Genomic DNA, 19,244 nt, shown 5'->3' on the forward strand with positions numbered 1-19,244 from the left:
GAATGACGGGGAGGCGTCGCTGGCGCTTCCCCGTTGTATTTTCCGTGATACCGGGCATGCATGGCTGCCTCGGGGGGATATGTATTCGCGGTTGCCCCTCATTTCGAAATAGTGATATAAACAATCCATTCCACATGATACAGAGGTTTGCTTGAAGGTTTCTCTGTTACGTCGCCTATGGGTTACATTCTCCGCCCACGTAGTCGGTTTCTACGCCTCCACCATCAACAGATTCCTGGTCAAAGGTATTGAGAACCTGCCGAAGGATGGCGGAGTCTTGATTGCCTCCAACCATATTTCCGCCTACGAAACCATTTTCATCCCCTGGGCGGTGTTGCGGTACTATCCCATGCAGATGGTTTGGGCGCCCGCAAAGGAAGAGCTTTTCCGCAACCGCTTCCAGCGATGGCTTTACACATCCTGGGGGGCATTCCCGGTCAAGCGGGGGCGCGACGTGCGTGCCGGCAAAGTCATCAATGACCTCATCCGGACAGAAAAAGTCATGCTTTTCCCGGAGGGAACCCGCCACAAGGACGGAGTCCTGGGGCAGGGAAACCGAGGCGTCGGCAAGATAATCTACGACACGCGGCCCACGGTGGTGCCGACTGCGCTCGTGGGGCTCAACCGCTGGAAATTTCCCGGCGTTGGCCAGGATGCCGCAATCGTGTTCGGGAAGCCGCTTGATTTTTCCGATCTTTATGCGCTTGAAGACAAAAAGGAAACCCACCAGTTGATTGTCGAACGGGTGATGACTGCAATTGCCGAGCTTCTCAAGGCGGAAGGGGCCTATGTCAACCAGGGTTGAACTGTTCAGTGACGGTGCCTGCAGCGGCAACCCGGGGGTCGGTGGATGGGGGACCATCCTTCGCTGCGGAGCCACGGAAAAGGAATTCTCCGGCGCCGAGTGGGAAACCACCAATAACCGGATGGAAATGACCGGCGCCATCCGGGGGCTGGAGGCCTTGACGCGCCCCTGCGATGTGGTGGTCACCACTGATTCCCAGTATCTGGTGAAGGGGATGACGGAATGGCTTCCCGGATGGATTCGCAAAGGGTGGGTCAACAGCAAGAAAGAACCGGTCCTGAACCGCGATCTCTGGGAGCGGCTCCATGAACTGTCCAAAATCCATCGAATCCAGTGGGCCTGGATAAAGGGGCATAACGGCCATACGGAAAACGAGCGCTGCGACACCCTTGCCCGGGGGGCCATAGATGAGCTGAAAAAGAAAGGGCAGGGGCGGCGGTGAACTACTTCATCGTGGAGGTTTCGGAGCAGGAGGTGAGGCGCGAGAAGGAAAAGGCGCGCGAACTCCGCCGGAGCCAGTGGTGGAAGAACCGGCTGGCCCGCGGCCTCTGCCACTACTGCGGCAAGACCTTTGCCCCCGACGAACTCACCATGGACCATCTGGTGCCCATCGTGCGCGGCGGCAAGAGCACCCGCGGCAACGTGGTGCCTGCCTGCAAAGAGTGCAACAACCGCAAGAAGTACCTCCTCCCGGTAGAGTGGGAGGAGTATCTGGAAACATTGAAAGCCGAATCGCCGGACGGGGAAGGGCAACCGGAATAGGCGGCGGTATGGGGTATGCGTGCGTTACAAAGCGGTAATTTATGATTGCGACGGAGTGATGTTCGACTCGTTCGAGGCGAACCTTGCCTTTTACCAGCGGATTATGGGGATGATGGGTCGCAAGCCCCTTGAGCGGTCCGATGAAGAGCAGATGAGGATCCTGCACACCTACGCCAACCGGGAAGTCCTGGAGCATTTTTTCCCCGTACCGGGCGATTTAGCCGAGGCGCTTCGCTGCGCCGCAAGCATTGATTACCGTGATCTGGTGCCGCTCATGGTGATGGAGCATGGATTCCGCGAAACCCTTGATGTGCTCCGGGGCCATGTTGAACTCGCCGTCTGCACCAACCGGTCCACATCCATGGATACCGTGCTGGAGAGCTTCGACCTTACGGCTTATTTCAGCCTTGTCATGACCGCGGCAAAGGTGAATAACCCGAAACCGCATCCGGAGCCCCTTCTGAAAGTACTCGAGCACTTCGGCATCGAGCCGGGCGAGGCCCTCTTCGTGGGGGACTCGGCCGTGGACAGCATGTCCGCCGAAGCTGCCGGGGTCCCCTTTGTCGCCTACAAGGCTGACCATCTTCCTGCCCTGGCGCGTATTGACCACCATGGCAGTGTGCTGGACCTGCTTCGGCCCTGAACTCGTCGCCCTTCCTTTAAACTCCCAATACTTCCGCCAGTCGCAATACTTCGTCCTGGGGCCGCTTTTCGCCCTTGATTACGTCCTCCAGCGGCGTGGCGAGGACCGAATTGCAGGAAAGCCCCACCATAACCCCCGAGTTGCCGGATACGAGGAGCTCGACCGCCCTTTTGCCGAAGCGGCTTGCCAGGAGCCGGTCGAAGACTGTCGGCGCCCCGCCGCGCTGATAGTGGCCAAGCACCGTCACCCGGGTTTCGAATCCGATGGCGTCCTTGATGCTGTCGGAAATCTCCTGGGCATGCCCCGCACCTTCCGCGAGGATGATGATGGCGTTGTCGCGCCCCTCCTCGAAGCGGGCACGGAGTTGCTGGCAAATCTCGTCGAGGTTGTACTCCCGTTCAGGGACCAGCGCATATTCCGCTCCGGTGGCGATGGCGGAGATACTGGCCAGGTACCCCGAGTTTCGTCCCATGACTTCGATTACGAAGGCCCGGGCATGGGAGCTTGCCGTGTCTTTGATGCAGTCGACGGCGTAGATGATGTTGTTGAGGGCCGTGTCAACCCCCAGCGCCATGTCGGTGTAGGGGATGTCGTTGTCGATGCTGGATGGTATGCCGACCACCGGCAGGCCGAGCCGGTGCAGGGCCAGAGCGCCGGTCAGGGAGCCATCGCCGCCGAGCACCACGAGCCCCTCGATGCCCAGTTCCTTCAGGTTCTCGATGGCCTTGAGCTGCCCTTCGGGGGTCTTGAATTCCGCAGACCGTGCCGACTGGAGGAATGTTCCACCCCGGTGGAGGATGCCCGATACCGCCTTGGTGTCCAGGGGGATGGCATCGCCTTTCATGAGACCCAGATACCCCTTCCGAAAGCCCATCACCTCAACGTTCAGACGGATCGCCGTCCGGACCGCAGACCGGATGGCGGCATTCATGCCGGAGCAGTCGCCGCCGCTCGAAAGAATCCCGATTCTTTTCATTTCGTGTCCTTTTCCTGGTTCGAACGCAGATATTCCATCCGTTCCTTGATGGTCTTTTCATAGCCATGTCCGCGGGGCGCATAGAATTTTCTTCCCCGGAGCTTCTCGGGCAGATATTCCTGGGAGACGTGCCCCCCCTCGAAATCGTGGGCGTATTTGTACCCGGCGTGGTATCCCAGGTCCTTCATGAGCCGCGTGGGGGCGTTCCGGATATGGAGCGGAACGGGGAGGGCGCCGCTCTTTCTTACTTCGGCCAGAGCCGCGTCGATTCCCGCATAGGAAGCATTGGACTTGGGGGCGGTGGCCAGGTAGGTGGCCGCCTGCCCCAAGATGATCCGCCCCTCTGGCATCCCCACCAGCTGAAATGCCTGGAGGGCTGCAACCGCTATCTGCAGTGCCCGTGGGTCGGCATTGCCGATGTCTTCGGAGGCGAGAATCACCATCCTCCTCAGGATGAAGAGGGGATCCTCGCCGGCCTCGATCATGCGCGCCAGCCAGTAGAGGGTGCCGTCTGGGTCGCTGCCGCGCATCGACTTGATAAAGGCGGAGATGACGTTGTAGTGCTCCTCGCCCCCCTTGTCGTAGAGAAGGGCCTTTTTCTGGGCCGCTTCCCTGGCTGCGTCCATGTCGATTTGTCCGTTTTTCGCCAGCCGTGCCGCCGTTTCCAGGGTGTTGAGGGCGATCCGGGCATCACCCTGGGCCTGTTCGGCCATGAAGGCAAGGGCTTCGTCGGAAACGGCAAGCTCCAGTTTCCCGAGCCCCCGCTCCGGGTCGTTCAGGGCCTGGCGGAGGATTGCCGTTATCTCGCCGTCGGTAAGGGGGTTGAGGACGAGAACCTTGCAGCGGGAAAGAAGCGGCGCGATGACCTCGAAGGAGGGGTTTTCCGTGGTGGCGCCGATGATGGTGAAAACCCCCTTCTCCACATAGGGGAGAAAGGCGTCCTGCTGGGATTTGTTGAACCGGTGGATCTCGTCCACGAAGAGGATGGTGTTGCTTCCCCGGTATTTTCGCTCGTTTTCCGCCTCTTTGACGATTTCGCGGATCTCCTTCACGCCGGAGAGAATTGCGGAGAAAAAGATGAAATGGGACTTGGTGGCGTTGGCGATGATTCGCGCCAGGGTTGTCTTGCCCGAACCGGGGGGACCCCAGAATATGAGCGAGGAGAGGGTGTCGGATTCTATGAGCCGGCGCAGGAGTTTTCCTTCAGCCAGGAGGTGCTCCTGCCCCATGTATTCGGCGAGGGTGCGGGGGCGCATGCGCTCGGCGAGGGGGGCGTCACGGCTGGTTTCTGCAGCGGCAGTTGCGTCGAAAAGATCGGTCATGGGCGTACCAGTGTTCAATCGGGTATTACGTCGTGCTGGCGGTAATCCAGAACCGGGTGCACCTTGAACGATTTTACCCCCCAGATTTCCCGCGCGTATTCATCGATGGTGCGGTCGCTGGAAAATTTGCCCATTCCCGCGCAGTTGAGAATCGACTTGCGTGCCCACTGTTCCCGATCCAGGTAGAGGCGGCTGACCTCTTCCTGGCAGGCAACGTAGGAGGCATAGTCGGCCAGAAGCATGTAGTGATCCCCCTGGTTGATGAGGATATCCACAAGGGGGCGGAAGAGGTCCCTGTTGGCCGGAGAGAAGTGTCCATCGGCGATCATGCCGAGGACCTTCTTCAGTTCCTGGTTGCGGTTGCAGTATTCCTTCGGGTTGTATCCCCTGTGGCGCAGCTCTTCAACTTCGTCAGCGTTCATGCCGAAGATGAAGATGTTCTCCCGGCCGACCTCTTCCATTATCTCGATGTTGGCGCCGTCAAGGGTGCCGATGGTGAGCGCCCCGTTCAGGGCGAATTTCATGTTGCCGGTACCCGATGCTTCGGTCCCTGCCGTGGAGATCTGCTCTGAAAGGTCGGCGGCGGGGAAAATCTTCTCGGCCAGGGAGACGCTATAGTTGGCCAGGAAGACCACCTTGAGGCGGTCGCCCACTTCTGGGTCGTTGTTGACCACATCGCCCACGGCAGTGATGAGCCTTATGACCAGTTTGGCGATGGTGTAGGCCGGAGCCGCTTTCCCGCTGAAGATTACGGTCCGGGGAACGAAGTCCCCGCCGGGATTGGCCTTTATCCTGTTGTAGAGGGTGATGACGTGGAGCACGTTGAGCAGTTGCCGCTTGTATTCGTGGATGCGTTTCACCTGGCAGTCGAACATGGAGTCGACGTTCACCTTGATGCAGTTGTGAGCGAGAATGTACTCCGCAAGCCGTTCCTTGTTGGCCCGCTTCACCTGTTGCCACTGGGCCGTGAAGACCGGGTCGTCGGCCAGGGGACGGAGTTGCGTAAGCTTGTACAGGTCGGTGCTCCAGCCGTTGCCGATGGCCTTTCCGATGAGGTCAGCCTGGCCCGGATTGGCGCACTTGAGCCACCGGCGCTGGGTGATGCCGTTAGTCTTGTTGTTGAACCGCTCCGGGTACATCTCGTAGAAGTCCCGGAAAACGTGGTTTTTGATGATCTCCGTGTGCAGCGCCGCCACGCCGTTCACCGAGTGGCTCCCCACCACGGCCAGGTTAGCCATGCGCACCTTCCGCTCCCAGTGCTCCTCGATCAGGGACATCCGCTCCAGTTTGCCCGTGTCTCCGGGGAAGCGGGAACGGACTTCCGCCAGGAAACGGTCGTTAATTTCGTAGATTATCTGGATGTGGCGCGGCAGGATGTGTTCGAAGAACCAGACCGGCCACTTTTCCAGAGCTTCGGGAAGAATGGTGTGGTTGGTGTAGGCGAAAGTCCTGGTGGTGATATCCCAGGCGGTGTCCCACTGCAACCGGTGATGGTCCATGAGGACCCGCATCATTTCGGGGATGCAGAGCGCCGGATGGGTGTCGTTCAGCTGGATTGCCGCCTTTTCGGGAAGAAGCTTCAGATCGTTGTGCTGCTTGCGGAAACGGTAGAGAACATCGTACACCGTGGCGCAGGCCAGGAAATACTCCTGCTTGAAGCGCAGTTCCTTTCCCTCGGGCACATTGTCGGCGGGGTAGAGGACCTTCGAGATGTTTTCGGTGAGCATCTTCTTTTCGACGGCCCGGATGTAGTTCCCCTCGTTAAAGAAGGAAAGGTCGAATTCCCGCGTCGATTTTGCCGTCCAGAGCCTCATGGTGTTGACGGTGTTGTTGCCGTAACCGGGGATGGGGGTGTCGTAGGCCATCGCCATGACGTCTTCGGTGTCGATCCAGTCGAAAACGGTGTTCCCTTCGGCATCCTTGTGCTCCACCACCTTGCCGTAGAACTTGACGGGATGGAGGTGCTCCTGACGGTCCATCTCCCATGGGTTCCGGTAACGGAGCCAGTTGTCGGGAATCTCCACCTGGGCTCCGTCGATGATGTTCTGGCGGAAGATGCCGTACTCGTAGCGGATGCCGTAGCCGTAGCCGGGTATCCCCATGGTGGCCATGGAGTCGAGGAAGCAGGCTGCAAGCCTCCCCAGTCCCCCGTTGCCGAGCCCCGCGTCCTGTTCGTGCTCAATGAACTGATCCAGATCGTACCCGAGGGAGTTCATGGCTTCCCGGAACTCGGTGAGCATGCCCAGGTTGACCAGGCTGTTCTCTAGGGTTCTCCCCATGAGAAACTCCATGGAAACGTAGTACACGCGCTTGGGGTCTTCGTTGTAGTAGGCCTGCTGCGTATCGAGCCAGCGCTCGATCATCCGGTCGCGGACGGAACAGGCGAGGGCATTGAAGATGTCGTGGCGGGTGGCGGAATATTTGTCCTTGCCCAGGGTGTACTCAAGATGCTCAAGAAAGGACTTGATGATGAGCATGAGGGAGTCGAGTTCAGGGGAATCCGGGCTGGTCGGCAGCGCTTCATCATTCATGGGGTCACCTTAAGGGTAAGATCAGGGGAAAACTCCGTCGCAACAGGGGTGAAGCACCCCTAAACAGCGGAATTTCCAATGGACATACCCCCTGATCTGTGCTAGTAAATTCAATACTTATACCATAATAACAGGGTTGGCACGATGAAAAAAATCGCCATTTTGGCCAAGGTTCACGACCCCCGCTGTCAAGGGGTGGCCGGTGAACTTATAGATTGGCTCAAGGAGCGGGGACTCGTTCCGCTTGTTGAAGCCCATTTCGCCCGGCACCTCGGAATTCCCGGCATTACCTCCGAAGAGCTTCCGGAACTGGCCGACATGGCGGTGGTTCTTGGCGGAGACGGCACGCTCATTTCGGCCGCCCGGCTCCTGGGTGCCCGGGAAATACCCATTCTCGGCGTGAACATGGGGAGCCTCGGGTTTCTGACCGAGGTCACTCTCGACGAACTGTATCCCGCCCTCGAAGCCTGCATCGGCGGCGACTACAAGGTGTCGGAACGGATGATGCTCGCCGTTACCGTGGAGCGGGGCGACGATGTCGTTTTCTCCCACCGGGTCCTGAACGACGCCGTTATCAACAAGGGTGCGCTGGCCAGGATCGTCGATATGGAAAGCCTGGTAAACGGCCACTACCTCACAACCTACAAGGCCGACGGTCTCATTATTTCGAGCCCCACCGGCTCCACCGGCTACTGTCTTTCGGCCAACGGCCCCATCGTCCATCCGGACCTCGAATGCCTTACCATAACACCCATCTGCCCTCACACGCTCACCAATCGCCCCATAGTCCTGGAAGCAAGCGCCGAAGTAGCCATACGGCTCATCTCCAAGGATGAAGATGTCTACCTTACCCTTGATGGCCAGGTGGGGATGGAACTCAAATGCAGCGATATCGTCCGGGTCCGCCGGGCGGAGCATAGCACGCGCCTCGTCATGTCCAGGAGCAAGGACTACTTCGAGGTGCTGCGGACCAAATTGAAGTGGGGGGAACGATAGGGGACCGGTCCCCGATTAGCCATGCTCCTAGACCTTTCCATCAAAAACCTCGCCATTATTGATACCCTCCATGTCACCTTCAACCCGGGGCTCACGATCCTCACCGGGGAGACCGGCGCGGGCAAGTCAATCATCATTGACGCGGTGAACCTCATCATGGGTGGGCGCGCTTCCGCGGGACTGATACGGACCGGCGCGGACGAGGCGACGGTCGAGGCGGTTTTTGCACTCCCCGAAGGGTCGCCTCTTGGGGCCCGTCTCGCCGAGGCGGGAATCGAATGCGACGGCGAGCTGCTGGTCAAGCGGGTGGTTTCCCGTTCGGGGCGCAACCGGGTTTTTATAGGCGGGAGCCTTTCCACCCTGGCTATTCTCTCCGAGGTCGCCAGTGAGCTCATTAATATCTACGGCCAGCACGAATCCCAGACCCTTCTCCGGACCGACAATCATCTGATGCTCCTGGACGGCTTCAGGGGAATACTCCCTCTACGGGAGGCCTATGGCGCCCTTTACGCCGACTACCGCTCAACCCTCGACCGGCTCCGGGCGCTTGAGGAGGGGGAGCGCGAAGCAGCCCGGCGTCTCGACCTACTGGCGTTTCAGTCCAGGGAGATCCGGGAAGCCGCGCTGAGCCCCGGCGAGGATGAGGATTTGGAGCGGGAGCGTGGCCTCCTGGCCCACGGCGAAAAGCTTCTTTGCGCGAGCCAGGAGGCGTATGCCGCCCTCTACGGCGACGATGGCGCCGTGCTCGACCGGCTGGCCGAAGTCAAGGGTAAGGTGGCCGGGATAGCAGCCATCGACGAATCTCTGGCGCCGCTTGCGGACTCCCTGGCGGATGCTGCAGCCCAGCTGGAGGACGCCGCTTTTACCCTGCGGGACTATTCCGCCCGCGTCGAGGCCGACCCCGCAAGGCTCGAACGGGTGGAGGAACGGCTCGACCAGATTCGGCGGCTCAAGAAGAAATATGCTCCCACCGTGGAGGGGATCATCGCCTATGGCGAGGAGGCGGACCGCGAGATCGAAGCTCTCGAAAACCGCGGCCAGACACGTGGAGAGCTGGAAGCGGACTTGGCGCGGCTGCGGGAGGAACTGGACCGCAAGGGCGCGGAGCTTTCCGCCGAGCGGCGCATTGCGGCGAAGGAACTGAAAAAGGCCATGGAGGCGGAGATACATCAACTCGCCATGAAACATGCCCTCTTTGAAGTTGCCTTCGAGGAGTTGCCCGAACCCCGTGCCGCCGGGCGCGAACGGGTCGAATTCCTGTTGTCCCCCAATCCGGGCGAAGCCCCGAAGCCCCTGTCGAAGATCGCCTCGGGGGGTGAGCTTTCGCGGCTCATGCTGGCCCTGAAGCAGGTACATCCGGAGAGCGACGTGCCGACCCTCGTTTTCGACGAGGTGGATACCGGCATTGGCGGCGCCACTTCGGCGCTCGTGGGCGAAAAGCTCAAGCGGGTCAGCAGAGGGCAGCAGGTCCTCTGCATTACCCATCTCCCCCAGGTGGCGGCCTTTGCCGATCACCACTATCTGGTCGAAAAGCGTGTGGAAGGGGGGAGGACCGCAACGGCCGTTACTCCCCTGGAAGGCGAGGCGAGGGTGGCGGAAATGGCCCGGATGCTCGGCGGCATGACGATTACCGGCAGGACCATGGAGCACGCGCGGGAGATGATAGCCCAGGGGGAAAGAGGGTAGGGGCGCCCCGCCGCACCCTTTACGGAGACGGAAGCCATATGCAGACGATACCCATAGCCCTTGCCTCACCGGAAATGATTCTCGCCCGTGACGTCAGGCGCAGCGAGAACCCCCAGGTCCCGCCCATCTGCGGTCGGGGAACAGTCCTTACCGAATCGCTCATCGAACGGCTCGTCAATATGGGAATCAAGTCTGTCACGGTGGAGGGACACCCGGTTGCCGTCGAGGGGGAGAAGACACTGGAGGACCTTCTGGCAGACCTGGACCACCGGTTCAGCAAGGTGGCCAACGTGCCGCTCATGGGGCGGTTGAAGGAAATCTACCGCAAGAACATTATCCGCTCCATGGGGGGTGAAGGTGGGGAGTAAGCGGGATCACATCTTCGAGATCATCAGGGAAACTAGCTCGTTGCCGACCCTGCCCGGCGTAGTTACCCGGCTCCAGGCCCTGGCCGAGAACCGCAAGTCCACCATCGAGGAGATGGCCCGCCTGGTATCCTCGGACCAGATATTGTCGGCCCGGGTGCTGAGGCTGGTCAATTCTCCGTCCTACGGATTTTACCGTGTTTCCACCATCTCAAACGCCCTCATACTCCTGGGGGTGAATGTCATCAAGAGCCTCGCCCTCAGTTCTTCCATCTTCGAGATTATGGAGAAGACCATCGTCGGGCTATGGGAGCACTCCCTGGGGGCCGGCGTGGCGGCCAATATCATCGCCAGGCACCTGAAGCTTCCCGAGGTCGAGGAGATCTCCACCGCAGCCCTTCTCCATGACATCGGCAAGGTGATTATCAAGGAGAAGTGCGCCGAGGATTATGCGCGGATCTGCAACATGGTGGAGCGTGACGGCATTTCCATGCTTGAAGCTGAACGGCAGGTGCTCGAAACCGACCACGCCGAGGTGGGGGAGTGGCTGGTGCACAACTGGTACCTTCCCAATAAACTGAGCGAACCGGTGGCCTGTCACCACGACGTGGCGGGAGCCCAGCACCACAAGATGAAGACTGCCGTGGTGCATCTGGCCGATGTGCTCGTCAAGTCGAGCGGTTTCGGCTTCAGCGGCGAAGTCTACGTCCCCCGCATCCAGCCCACGGCCTGGGAGTGGCTCGGCATGACCGAGGACGACCTTGCCGCCATTGTGGAAGAGCTCGAGGACCGGCTGGTCGAAGTCAAAAACTTCAGCCTGGAGATACAGTCCGCCGATGAGAACTAATCTGAGGATCATCGCCGTCACCGGCCCCAACGGCGGGGATGGGAGCCTTGAGCTGCGCCTCCAGAGCAAGGGGTACCAGGTGGTCACCCTTGACAATCCTCCCAGTGTCATGGGGTTTATCTACTCAGACCCCCCCGACGTGGTGCTCATAGACCTGGCGACCCCCGACCAGACGATTCTCGGCATTATCCGCAGCCTGAAGGATGATTTCTTCTTTTCTACCATTCCGGTCATAGGAATGATTCCCGAATGGGCTGCCGAAGGGTTCGACTGGGAAGAATATCCCCTTGATGATTTCGTCACCATCCCCCTCAACTACCGGGACCTCTTCACCCGCATTGTCCTTTCCCTCCGGCGTCTCCGGCGGGTTTTCGACAATAATCCCCTGACCAGGCTCCCCGGGAACACCTCGATCCAGCGGGCCATCGAGCATGCCGTCGGCAAGCCCATGGGTGTTTGTTACGTGGACATCAACCACTTCAAGCAATACAATGATGTCTACGGGTTCGCCCATGGCGACGAAGTGCTCCGGATGCTCGGGCGCATCATCGCCAACTCGGTCAAGGAGGCGGGCGATGCGTTCGCCGGCCACATCGGAGGCGACGACTTCGTTTTCATTGTGCCGCTGGAACAAGCTGAAGCCGTCTCTGAGCGGATCATCGCCAACTTCACCGCCGTGGTTTCCGAGCTTTTCAGTGAAGAGGAGAAAGTCAGGGGCTTCTACGTTGCCCACGACCGCAAGGGGAACGAGGAGCAGGTGCCGCTCATGGGGGTTGCCATCTCCATCGTTCCCATGAATTCGCCGAAGATCGGCCACTACGCCAAGGTGGCCGAGGTGGCGGCGGATCTCAAGAAGCTGGCCAAAAGTTCCCATAAAAGCTGTTATGTCATGGATCGGCGCAAATAGCCGGACAACTGACGAGCCGCCACGTCCATACCCCATAAGGAGATCCAGCCATGCTCCGCAAAGCACAGATATGCGATGTCAAGAATATCCAGAAACTTCTCACCCACTTCGCAGGGCGGGGGGATATGCTCTCCCGTTCCCTCTCGGAGCTCTATGAATCGATCCGCGACTTCTACGTCTGGGAAGAGGACGGCGAAATCGTAGCAACCGCAGCCCTTCATATCATATGGGAGGACCTGGCCGAGATCCGCTCCGTGGCGGTGGCGGAAGAGCTGGGACGCAAGGGGATAGGGACGCAGGTCGTCAATGCCTGCATCGACGAGGCACGGGAGTTGGGGCTCAAGCGGGTTTTCTGCCTCACCTACAAGCCCAATTTCTTCGGCAAGTTCGGGATGCGGGTCGTGGATAAATCCGAACTCCCCCACAAGGTGTGGGGCGATTGCATGAAGTGCGTGAAATTCCCCGATTGCGACGAGATCGCGATGATTCTTGATCTACAATAATTGTGATTTAAGGAATAATCCCATGCAAACCAGCGAGATGACCGAAGCCGTTGTAGCTCTCCTTAAAGCCCGCCCCCTGGATGGCTGGGAAGTGACCGCCGCATCGTCGCGTCTGCTTTCCGTTGAGGTCAAGGAGCAGAAGGTGGATACGTTCAAGTGTTCCGCCCCTGTGGGGGTGAGCATCCGGGTTCTGAAGGACGGCGGCATGGGATTCTCCTTCTCGACCAGTATGGCCCCCGGCGACCTTGCCCGCATGGTTGATAACGCCCTGGTGGGGGCCGCCACCCAGACCCCGGACGAGCATCATGCCTTCCCGGAGCCCCGGCCTCTTCCTGATATCCCGGGGCTTTACGACGAGACGCTGGCGTCGGTGCCGGAAGCGGACAAGATAGGGCGCGCCATGGAGTTGGAGAGGCTCGTCATGGCCGCCGACCCGCGGGTGAAAAAAGTGCGCAAATGCTCCTTCGGCGAATCGACGGTGGAGTGCCGTATCGTCAACTCCCGCGGCGTTGACGCATCGTATCGTGGCACGTCGGTGTCGGCCAGCGTTTCGGCCATTGCCGAAGAGGACGGCCAATCCCAGATGGGATGGGATTTCGATTACGCCAACCATTTCAACGACTTGTCCGTGGCGCGGATAGCCGAACGGGCCGTTGCCAGGGCCGTGGGGCTTCTGGGCGCCAAGAAGATTGCCACCATGCGCTGCCCGGCCGTTCTCGACCGTTACGTGGCCACCGAAATTCTGGAGGTGCTGGCGTCTGCGTTTCTGGCCGAGAGCGTCCAGAAGGGGAAGTCGCTTCTCGCGGGGAAAACAGGGGAGCAGATCGTCTCCCCCCTCATCTCCATCCGTGATGACGGTACTCTCCCCGGCGGGATGGGGACTCTCCCCTTCGATGGCGAAGGGGTTCCGAAGCGCAACACGGTTCTCGTTCGGGACGGTAGGCTTCTCGGTTATCTCTACGATACCCTCCGTGCCCGCAAGGACGGAGTTGCCTCCACGGGCAATGCCGTGCGCGGCGGAATCAAGTCTCCGCCACACATGGGGTTTTCCAACCTGTTCATCGAGAACGGCACGACTTCTTTAGATGTCCTTATGGCCGGGATTTCGCGGGGTATCCTTCTTACCGACGTCATGGGGATGCATACCGCCAATCCCATTTCAGGCGATTTCTCCGTGGGCGCCGCCGGATTTCTCATTGAAGAGGGGAGGGTGACCTCTCCCGTGAAGGGAATCGCCATAGCGGGAAACATCCTGGACCTCTTCCGGAGCGTTGAGGGGGTGGGGGACGACCTTCGCTTCTTCGGCACCGTGGGATCGCCGTCATTGAGGATCTCGGCCCTTGACGTCAGCGGCGGGAATGATTGATGCCCCATCTAAACCTTAAGCCGGTTGGCGCAACAGATTGACCGCCATTCCGGGCTCCTCGACATCTCTATTTCACCATGTCCGAAAGGACCAGGACCGTCCAGTAGGGGGATGCCATGAGGATGGCGACTGAGGCGATATAGGAGGGCATGTAGTAGAGGCCGCTGCGGAAAACCGTGCCGAGGGGAATTCCCGACATTCCCGCCACCACGTAGCAGCAGATGCCGATGGGGGGCATGATGGAACCCATGGTGGTGACGATGGTGATGACCTGCCCGAACCAGACCGGGTCGTAGCCCAGTTGGGTCACCAGGGGATAGAAGATCGGGAGCGACACCAGCAGAAACGCCAGGGCGTCCATGATGCAGCCGCCGATGATGTAGCAGAGGAGGATCACCCAGAGAACCATCCAGCGGGGGAGGTCGAGGGTGCCGATCCACTCCGCGGTCTCATAGGGGAGCCGGGTTATGGTGAGGAATTTGGCGAAGATCACGGCTCCCGCCACGATCATGAAGACCATGCAGGAGATGCGCAGCGTATCCACGAATGCTCCAGAGAGCTTTTTCCAGGTCAGCTTTCTCCGCAGGCCGCAGATGACGAGCGCCAGGAAGCAGGAGACCGCTGCTGCCTCGGTTGCGGTTACCACGCCGGTGAAGAGGGCGTACATGATGATGGCGAAGAGGATGAGGATGTCAATCGCCTCGGGAAGCGCCGCAAACCGCTCGCCCCATCCGCTCTTGGGCCCTTCCGGTCCCCATTCGGGGTGGCGGCGGCAGATCCAGACCACGGTGAGCAGTATCAGGATCGTGAGGATGGCGCTCGGGATCACATTGCCGAAGAAGAGTTTGCCGATGGATTGGCCGGTGTAGAGGCCGTAAACCACCAGCACGATGCTCGGGGGGATCAGCACCCCGAGGGTTGCTCCGGCGGCGACGGAGCCGGCGTTGAGGAGCGGGTGGTAGTTGTAGCGCTTCATCTCGGGAATCGCCACGGCGCTCATGGTGGCGGCGGTGGCGGTGTTTGACCCGCTGATGGCCGAGAAGGCCGCCGAGGCGAGGATCGTCGTCATGGCGAGTCCGCCGCGCTTGTGGCCGAACCACTTGTAGGTGGCGTGGTAGAGGCTGTTGTTGTAGCCGGCGTAGTGGACGATTTCCCCTACGAGGATGAAGAGAGGAATCACCGTCAGCCCATAGTTGGAGAAGCTCCCCCAGAGTTCCGAGCCGACCATGGCGAAGGCCGCATCGAAGTTCGTCATGGCCGCGATGCCTAAGAATCCGACGAGCAGAAGGGTGAAGGCGGCGGGCACCCGCAGCACGAAAAGCATGAAAAACATTGCCAGGATACCGTAGACCCCGGCCATCGGACCATTCACTCCCCATCCTCCCTGCCGCGCAGCAGCGCCTTCATGAAATCGAGAAACAGCACCCCGGTCAGGGCGGCGAAGCCGGCCGCCACCACGTAGACGAAGGGGTAGTAGGTGAACTGGAGGGTTTCCGACAGCTCTCCCGACTCGCGGAGTTTGTCGCCCCAGACCCAGACCTGCCAGGAGACGATGCCGAACAGGGCGCAGGTGATTGCATAGTTAACCGCGTCGAGCACCCGTTTCACTGGAGCCGGAAACTTCTCCGAGAGGATGTCCACCACGATGTGATCTTTCCGCCGCTGGGTGTGCGCCAGGGCACCGGCTATAACGACGGCGCCCAGGAAAGAGACGATCTCGTAGGTGCCCGCAAAGGGCTCGGCGGTGATGCGCAACGCCACGTTGCCCGTGGCCAGGAGCACCAGCGCCAGGAGCGCCGTGCCGCCGAGGACCATGAATGATTTGGATATGATGCCGAGAAATCGTTCCATGTTTTAAGTCCGTGACCAGGGACCGGGGACCGGTAAAAGCCTTTAGCTTTTTGCCTTTCCCGGTCCCCGGTCCCCGCTTTTTACCGTTTTTCGTACTTCTTTTTGAACACCTGGACATCCGCCACGATCTGCTTGCCGTTAAGCCCCTGGGCGCTCACCTTCTTGACGTAGTTGTCAATCATCGGCGACAGGAGCTGGTTGACCCGCTGCTGGTCTTCGGCCGGCAGGGTGAAGACCTGGTGGCGGTAATTGTTCTTCGACCATGCGAGGGAATCCCGGACATGCCGGTCGACGTACTCGCCGGTCCAGGCCGCCTGCTCGCGGGAGAGGCCGTCCAGCGCCCTCTTTACGTCGGCGGGGAGCGAGTTCCACTTGGCCTTGTTCATTACAACCGCAAATGAGACCACCGGCAGGTTCGCAATGGTGGCATAGGGGGTGTAGCTGGCGAATTTCAGGTCCTGGAGGATTTCCAGTGACGAGATCATCCCCTTTACGATCCCCTTCTGGATCGCTTCCGGCGTTTCGGATTGCGGCATTGCAACGGGCACTGCTCCGAGGCGTTTGGCAACTTCGGCACTCGTTCCGGCAACCCGCAGTTCCATCCCCTTAAGGTCGGCAAGGCGCTTTACCGGTGCCTTGGTCATGAAGTTGGTGGGGGGGCAGGTGAAGACGGTGAGGACTTTCACCTTGTCGAATTCCCTGGGTTTGTACTTCTCGATCAAGTCGTAGAGAACAAGGCTTGCCACCCGTGAACTCGTGAAGCCGAAGGGGAGGTCCACCGCCTCCGAGACGGGGAAGCGCCCCGGCTGGTAGCTCATGGCGAAGTTGCCGATATCGGCAATGCCGGAGGTAACCCCCTCGAAAATGTTCTTGGCATTGAGCAGCGTACCGCCGGGGAAGGTCTGTACCTTTACCTTGCCGCCGGTCCGTTTCTCCACTTCCTTTGCCCACCGCTCCATCTGGACGCAGGGGAAGGTGGCTGCCGGCGGGAAATTCGCGTAGGTGAGCTTGATGACGCTGGCGGCGTGGGCCGCTCCCGAGGCGAGGACGATGACGCAGATGATGAGTGAGAGCGTGAGCAGATGCAGCCGTTTCATCATGGATGTTCTCCTTTGAAATGAGTGCTTGCAAAGTGCCGGATCAATTTTTAATGAAATAATGATACGTTTGGCTGCTCATGTATAAAGAAAAATCCATGAAAATTCAAGTGGATTGTCGATGGCACGGGGGCTTGGACAATGATTTCAGGTTGACAAACACTGGGCGAGCGCGGAAAATCTGATGATTTTTCACGCTGGGAGGAATGCGGCAAGTGACTGAACGGATGTTGTTGCTCGGCAATGAAGCCATGGCCCACGGCCTCGTGGAGGCGGGATGCAGCGTGGTGGCCTCGTATCCTGGTACCCCCGCATCGGAGATTCTTTCCGGCGTGGCGCAGTGGCAGGCGCGCTACCGGCTCCCGATGCACGTGGAGTGGGCAGTGAACGAAAAGGTGGCCCTTGAGATAGCCTACGCGGCATCCCAGGCGGGGCTCAGGGCTGCGACCGCCATGAAGCAGGTGGGGCTGAACGTTGCCTCCGATCCGTTCATGAGTGCCGCTTATCTGGGGGTAAAGGGGGGCTTCCTGGTCATCAGTGCCGACGACCCCGGACCCCACTCATCCCAAACCGAGCAGGACAGCCGGCTCATGGCCATGAGCGCCAAGGTGCCGGTGCTGGACCCCGATTCGCCGGAACAGGCCCTTGAGTTGGTTAAGACAGGGTTCGAGCTTTCCGAGGCGTTTCAGGTGCCGGTCATGCTCCGCCCCACAACCAGGGTCTGTCACGCAAACCAAGACATCCTTCCCGGCCCCGTGGCTCCTTCAGAGCGCAAGGCACTCTTCGAGAAAAATCCGGCTCGCTGGGCCGCGACCCCCAATTTCCGGCACCGGCTTCATCTGGAGCTTGAGGAGAAACTGGCACGGATCGCTGCCTGGGAGCCCACTGCGCCACGGCTCTTCAATCCGGCCGCGACTGCCCCCCGGGCCATAGTCGCCGCTGGAGTAGCTGCGGCCCACGCCCGTGAAGTGCTGCGCGATCTGGGGCTCCAGGATACTCTCCCCCTCTGGCAGGTGGTGCAGCCGTACCCGCTCCATTCCGGCTTTATAACCGACATCCTTGAAAAGTACGACGACATCCTGGTACTCGAAGAAACTGCCGGCATCATGGAATTGCAGCTTGCCGACCGGTATCGGGTAAAGGGGAAGTGTTCCGGGTTCGTTCCTGTGGTGGGCGAGCTGTCATCAGAGAAAATCGCGGGGATTATCGCCGCCTTTGCCGGGATTCCGGCCGAGGAACCGCCAGTGCCCCCGGCCGGAGGCGGGCGGCGGCCGACCCTTTGCCCCGGATGCCCTCACCGGGCCAGCTTCTACGCCATCAAACGGGCCGCTCCCAAGGGAATCTACCCGTCCGATATCGGCTGCTACACCCTGGGCACCAACCTGGGAGGGGTTGACACCGTCCTCTGCATGGGGGCCGCGGTTTCCCAGGCGGCCGGCTTCTACCAGGCCTATAGGCTTGGGGGCGAGGTTCCCGATATCGTTGCCACCATCGGCGATTCCACGTTCTTCCATGCCGGCATTCCGCCCCTCATCGACGCCGTTGTCCAGGATGCCCGTTTCGTTCTCGTGATTCTCGACAATGCCACCACCGCCATGACCGGCAACCAGCCGACCCCCGCACTCGGATGGGGGGCAGGTGGCGTCCCCACGGCCACGGTTGACATGGAGGGGATTGTCAAGGCCTGCGGGGTGAAGTTCTGCAAAACCGGCCGCCCCGGCGATCTTCCGGCGTTTACCTCCCTTGTGAAGGAGGCGGTTGCCTTTGCCCGCACCGAGGGGCTTGCCGTGGTCATCGCCCGCCAGCCCTGCGTGGTGGACCGGACCTTCAAAGGGGAGCGCCCGCCGAGGCGCAAGGTTGGCATCAGCAATGACTGCAACAGCTGCCGCTACTGCGTTGACCAGTTCGAATGCCCGGCCCTGGTCTATGACGAAGAACGGAAGCGGGTCGTGATCGATACCCTCATCTGCACGGATTGCGGAGTCTGCATCGATGTCTGCCCGCGGATGGCGATAGAGGAGGTGGGGCAATGAGCGGTCAGCAACTCATCATTAGCGGCGTCGGAGGCCAGGGGATACTGTTCCTGACGCGCATCCTCGCCGAAGCCGCCATGGGCGAAGGGATGCGCGTCATGACCTCGGAAACCCACGGCATGGCCCAGCGGGGCGGCGTAGTGATCTCCCACCTGAAGGCGGGGGATTTCGCCAGCCCCCTGGTAAGGCCGGGTCGTGCCGACGGCCTCATTGCCATGAAGGAGGAAAATGTCGCGCTTCATAGCCATTTCCTCCGCCCCGGCGGCTGGATCGTCGTGAACGCCAGGACTGCGCCGACCGGCCTCGACGGCCACCCGGTCCATACCATTGATGCCGATGCCCTTTCCCTGGAGATCGGCAACCCCCAATCCCTTAACCTGATCCTCCTCGGTTTTGCCCTGGCGCGGCTCGCCGTCGGCGGCGACCTCTTCTGCACGGCCGACCAAGTCATCGAGACCGTCGAAAGGCGCCTGGTCGAAAAGGGTAAGCTGCGGGATGCCTCGCTCAGGGCTTTGCGGCTCGGGATGGAACGAGCGAGGGGTTAAGACTTTTTT

Annotated in this window: 19 protein-coding genes; 13 read left to right on the forward strand and 6 right to left on the reverse strand. The window is 60.3% G+C overall.

Annotated elements, in window-relative coordinates; translation table 11 throughout:
- Positions 1 to 151: 151 nt before the first annotated feature.
- From JZM60_RS10670 to JZM60_RS10685, 4 genes are read left to right on the forward strand one after another with little or no spacing between them, the layout of a single operon-like run.
- Positions 152 to 805 carry a lysophospholipid acyltransferase family protein gene (locus JZM60_RS10670; protein ID WP_207162445.1) on the forward strand — a complete coding sequence of 218 codons (654 nt, stop codon included), beginning with the start codon at positions 152 to 154 and terminating at the stop codon, positions 803 to 805.
- Positions 789 to 1,247 (forward strand): ribonuclease HI, encoded by a 459-nt coding sequence (gene rnhA / locus JZM60_RS10675; protein WP_207162446.1) that lies wholly within the window; start codon positions 789 to 791, stop codon positions 1,245 to 1,247. Before JZM60_RS10670 ends, rnhA begins: the two co-directional genes overlap by 17 nt.
- Entirely contained in the window at positions 1,244 to 1,567 is a 324-nt protein-coding gene (locus tag JZM60_RS10680; protein WP_207162447.1) for an HNH endonuclease, read from the forward strand. The genes rnhA and JZM60_RS10680 overlap by 4 nt, the downstream gene beginning before the upstream one ends.
- A 58-nt stretch (positions 1,568 to 1,625) precedes the next feature.
- Positions 1,626 to 2,210, forward strand: coding sequence for an HAD family hydrolase (locus JZM60_RS10685; protein ID WP_241426222.1), 585 nt, complete (start codon positions 1,626 to 1,628; stop codon positions 2,208 to 2,210).
- 16 nt (positions 2,211 to 2,226) lie between these two features.
- Here JZM60_RS10685 and pfkA read toward each other — a convergent pair whose 3' ends face one another.
- From pfkA to JZM60_RS10700, 3 genes are read right to left on the reverse strand one after another with little or no spacing between them, the layout of a single operon-like run.
- On the reverse strand, positions 2,227 to 3,186 hold the full coding sequence (pfkA, locus tag JZM60_RS10690; RefSeq protein WP_207162449.1) for a 6-phosphofructokinase: 960 nt from the start codon (positions 3,184 to 3,186) through the stop codon (positions 2,227 to 2,229).
- On the reverse strand, positions 3,183 to 4,508 hold the full coding sequence (locus JZM60_RS10695) for a replication-associated recombination protein A (protein WP_207162450.1): 1,326 nt from the start codon (positions 4,506 to 4,508) through the stop codon (positions 3,183 to 3,185). The genes pfkA and JZM60_RS10695 overlap by 4 nt, the downstream gene beginning before the upstream one ends.
- Before the next feature lie 14 nt (positions 4,509 to 4,522).
- Positions 4,523 to 7,039 carry a glycogen/starch/alpha-glucan phosphorylase gene (locus JZM60_RS10700; RefSeq protein WP_207162451.1) on the reverse strand — a complete coding sequence of 839 codons (2,517 nt, stop codon included), beginning with the start codon at positions 7,037 to 7,039 and terminating at the stop codon, positions 4,523 to 4,525.
- A 144-nt stretch (positions 7,040 to 7,183) separates the two neighbouring features.
- Here JZM60_RS10700 and JZM60_RS10705 point away from each other — a divergent pair, with 144 nt between their 5' ends.
- From JZM60_RS10705 to JZM60_RS10735, 7 genes are read left to right on the forward strand one after another with little or no spacing between them, the layout of a single operon-like run.
- The gene (locus JZM60_RS10705; RefSeq protein WP_207162452.1) at positions 7,184 to 8,035 is read left to right on the forward strand and encodes an NAD(+)/NADH kinase; all 852 of its coding nucleotides are present in this window, start codon (positions 7,184 to 7,186) and stop codon (positions 8,033 to 8,035) included.
- 21 nt (positions 8,036 to 8,056) lie between these two features.
- Positions 8,057 to 9,721, forward strand: a complete 1,665-nt coding sequence (gene recN / locus JZM60_RS10710; protein ID WP_207162453.1) for a DNA repair protein RecN — start codon at positions 8,057 to 8,059, stop codon at positions 9,719 to 9,721.
- A gap of 38 nt (positions 9,722 to 9,759) precedes the next feature.
- The gene (locus tag JZM60_RS10715) at positions 9,760 to 10,089 is read left to right on the forward strand and encodes a hypothetical protein (RefSeq protein WP_207162454.1); all 330 of its coding nucleotides are present in this window, start codon (positions 9,760 to 9,762) and stop codon (positions 10,087 to 10,089) included.
- On the forward strand, positions 10,079 to 10,933 hold the full coding sequence (locus JZM60_RS10720) for an HDOD domain-containing protein (protein WP_207162455.1): 855 nt from the start codon (positions 10,079 to 10,081) through the stop codon (positions 10,931 to 10,933). Before JZM60_RS10715 ends, JZM60_RS10720 begins: the two co-directional genes overlap by 11 nt.
- Positions 10,923 to 11,840: a GGDEF domain-containing response regulator gene (locus JZM60_RS10725; protein WP_207162456.1), complete on the forward strand. Its 918-nt coding sequence runs from the start codon at positions 10,923 to 10,925 to the stop codon at positions 11,838 to 11,840. Before JZM60_RS10720 ends, JZM60_RS10725 begins: the two co-directional genes overlap by 11 nt.
- A 50-nt stretch (positions 11,841 to 11,890) precedes the next feature.
- Entirely contained in the window at positions 11,891 to 12,343 is a 453-nt protein-coding gene (locus JZM60_RS10730) for an N-acetyltransferase (RefSeq protein ID WP_207162457.1), read from the forward strand.
- A 22-nt stretch (positions 12,344 to 12,365) separates the two neighbouring features.
- Positions 12,366 to 13,709, forward strand: coding sequence for a TldD/PmbA family protein (locus JZM60_RS10735; RefSeq protein WP_207162458.1), 1,344 nt, complete (start codon positions 12,366 to 12,368; stop codon positions 13,707 to 13,709).
- 67 nt (positions 13,710 to 13,776) lie between these two features.
- On the opposite strand, the gene JZM60_RS10740 is transcribed toward JZM60_RS10735, so the two are convergent.
- From JZM60_RS10740 to JZM60_RS10750, 3 genes are all read right to left on the reverse strand, one after another.
- Positions 13,777 to 15,081, reverse strand: a complete 1,305-nt coding sequence (locus JZM60_RS10740) for a TRAP transporter large permease (protein ID WP_207162459.1) — start codon at positions 15,079 to 15,081, stop codon at positions 13,777 to 13,779.
- Entirely contained in the window at positions 15,078 to 15,560 is a 483-nt protein-coding gene (locus tag JZM60_RS10745) for a TRAP transporter small permease (RefSeq protein WP_207162460.1), read from the reverse strand. The genes JZM60_RS10740 and JZM60_RS10745 overlap by 4 nt, the downstream gene beginning before the upstream one ends.
- A gap of 80 nt (positions 15,561 to 15,640) precedes the next feature.
- Positions 15,641 to 16,660 (reverse strand): TRAP transporter substrate-binding protein, encoded by a 1,020-nt coding sequence (locus tag JZM60_RS10750; RefSeq protein WP_241426223.1) that lies wholly within the window; start codon positions 16,658 to 16,660, stop codon positions 15,641 to 15,643.
- A 203-nt stretch (positions 16,661 to 16,863) separates the two neighbouring features.
- Here JZM60_RS10750 and JZM60_RS10755 point away from each other — a divergent pair, with 203 nt between their 5' ends.
- Both JZM60_RS10755 and JZM60_RS10760 read left to right on the forward strand, forming a co-directional pair.
- On the forward strand, positions 16,864 to 18,690 hold the full coding sequence (locus JZM60_RS10755; RefSeq protein WP_241426224.1) for a thiamine pyrophosphate-dependent enzyme: 1,827 nt from the start codon (positions 16,864 to 16,866) through the stop codon (positions 18,688 to 18,690).
- Positions 18,687 to 19,235, forward strand: a complete 549-nt coding sequence (locus JZM60_RS10760; RefSeq protein WP_207162462.1) for an indolepyruvate oxidoreductase subunit beta — start codon at positions 18,687 to 18,689, stop codon at positions 19,233 to 19,235. The genes JZM60_RS10755 and JZM60_RS10760 overlap by 4 nt, the downstream gene beginning before the upstream one ends.
- Positions 19,236 to 19,244 lie beyond the last annotated feature (9 nt).

The organism is Geobacter benzoatilyticus (assembly GCF_017338855.1).
GTDB classification, from domain to species: Bacteria; Desulfobacterota; Desulfuromonadia; order Geobacterales; family Geobacteraceae; genus Geobacter; species Geobacter benzoatilyticus.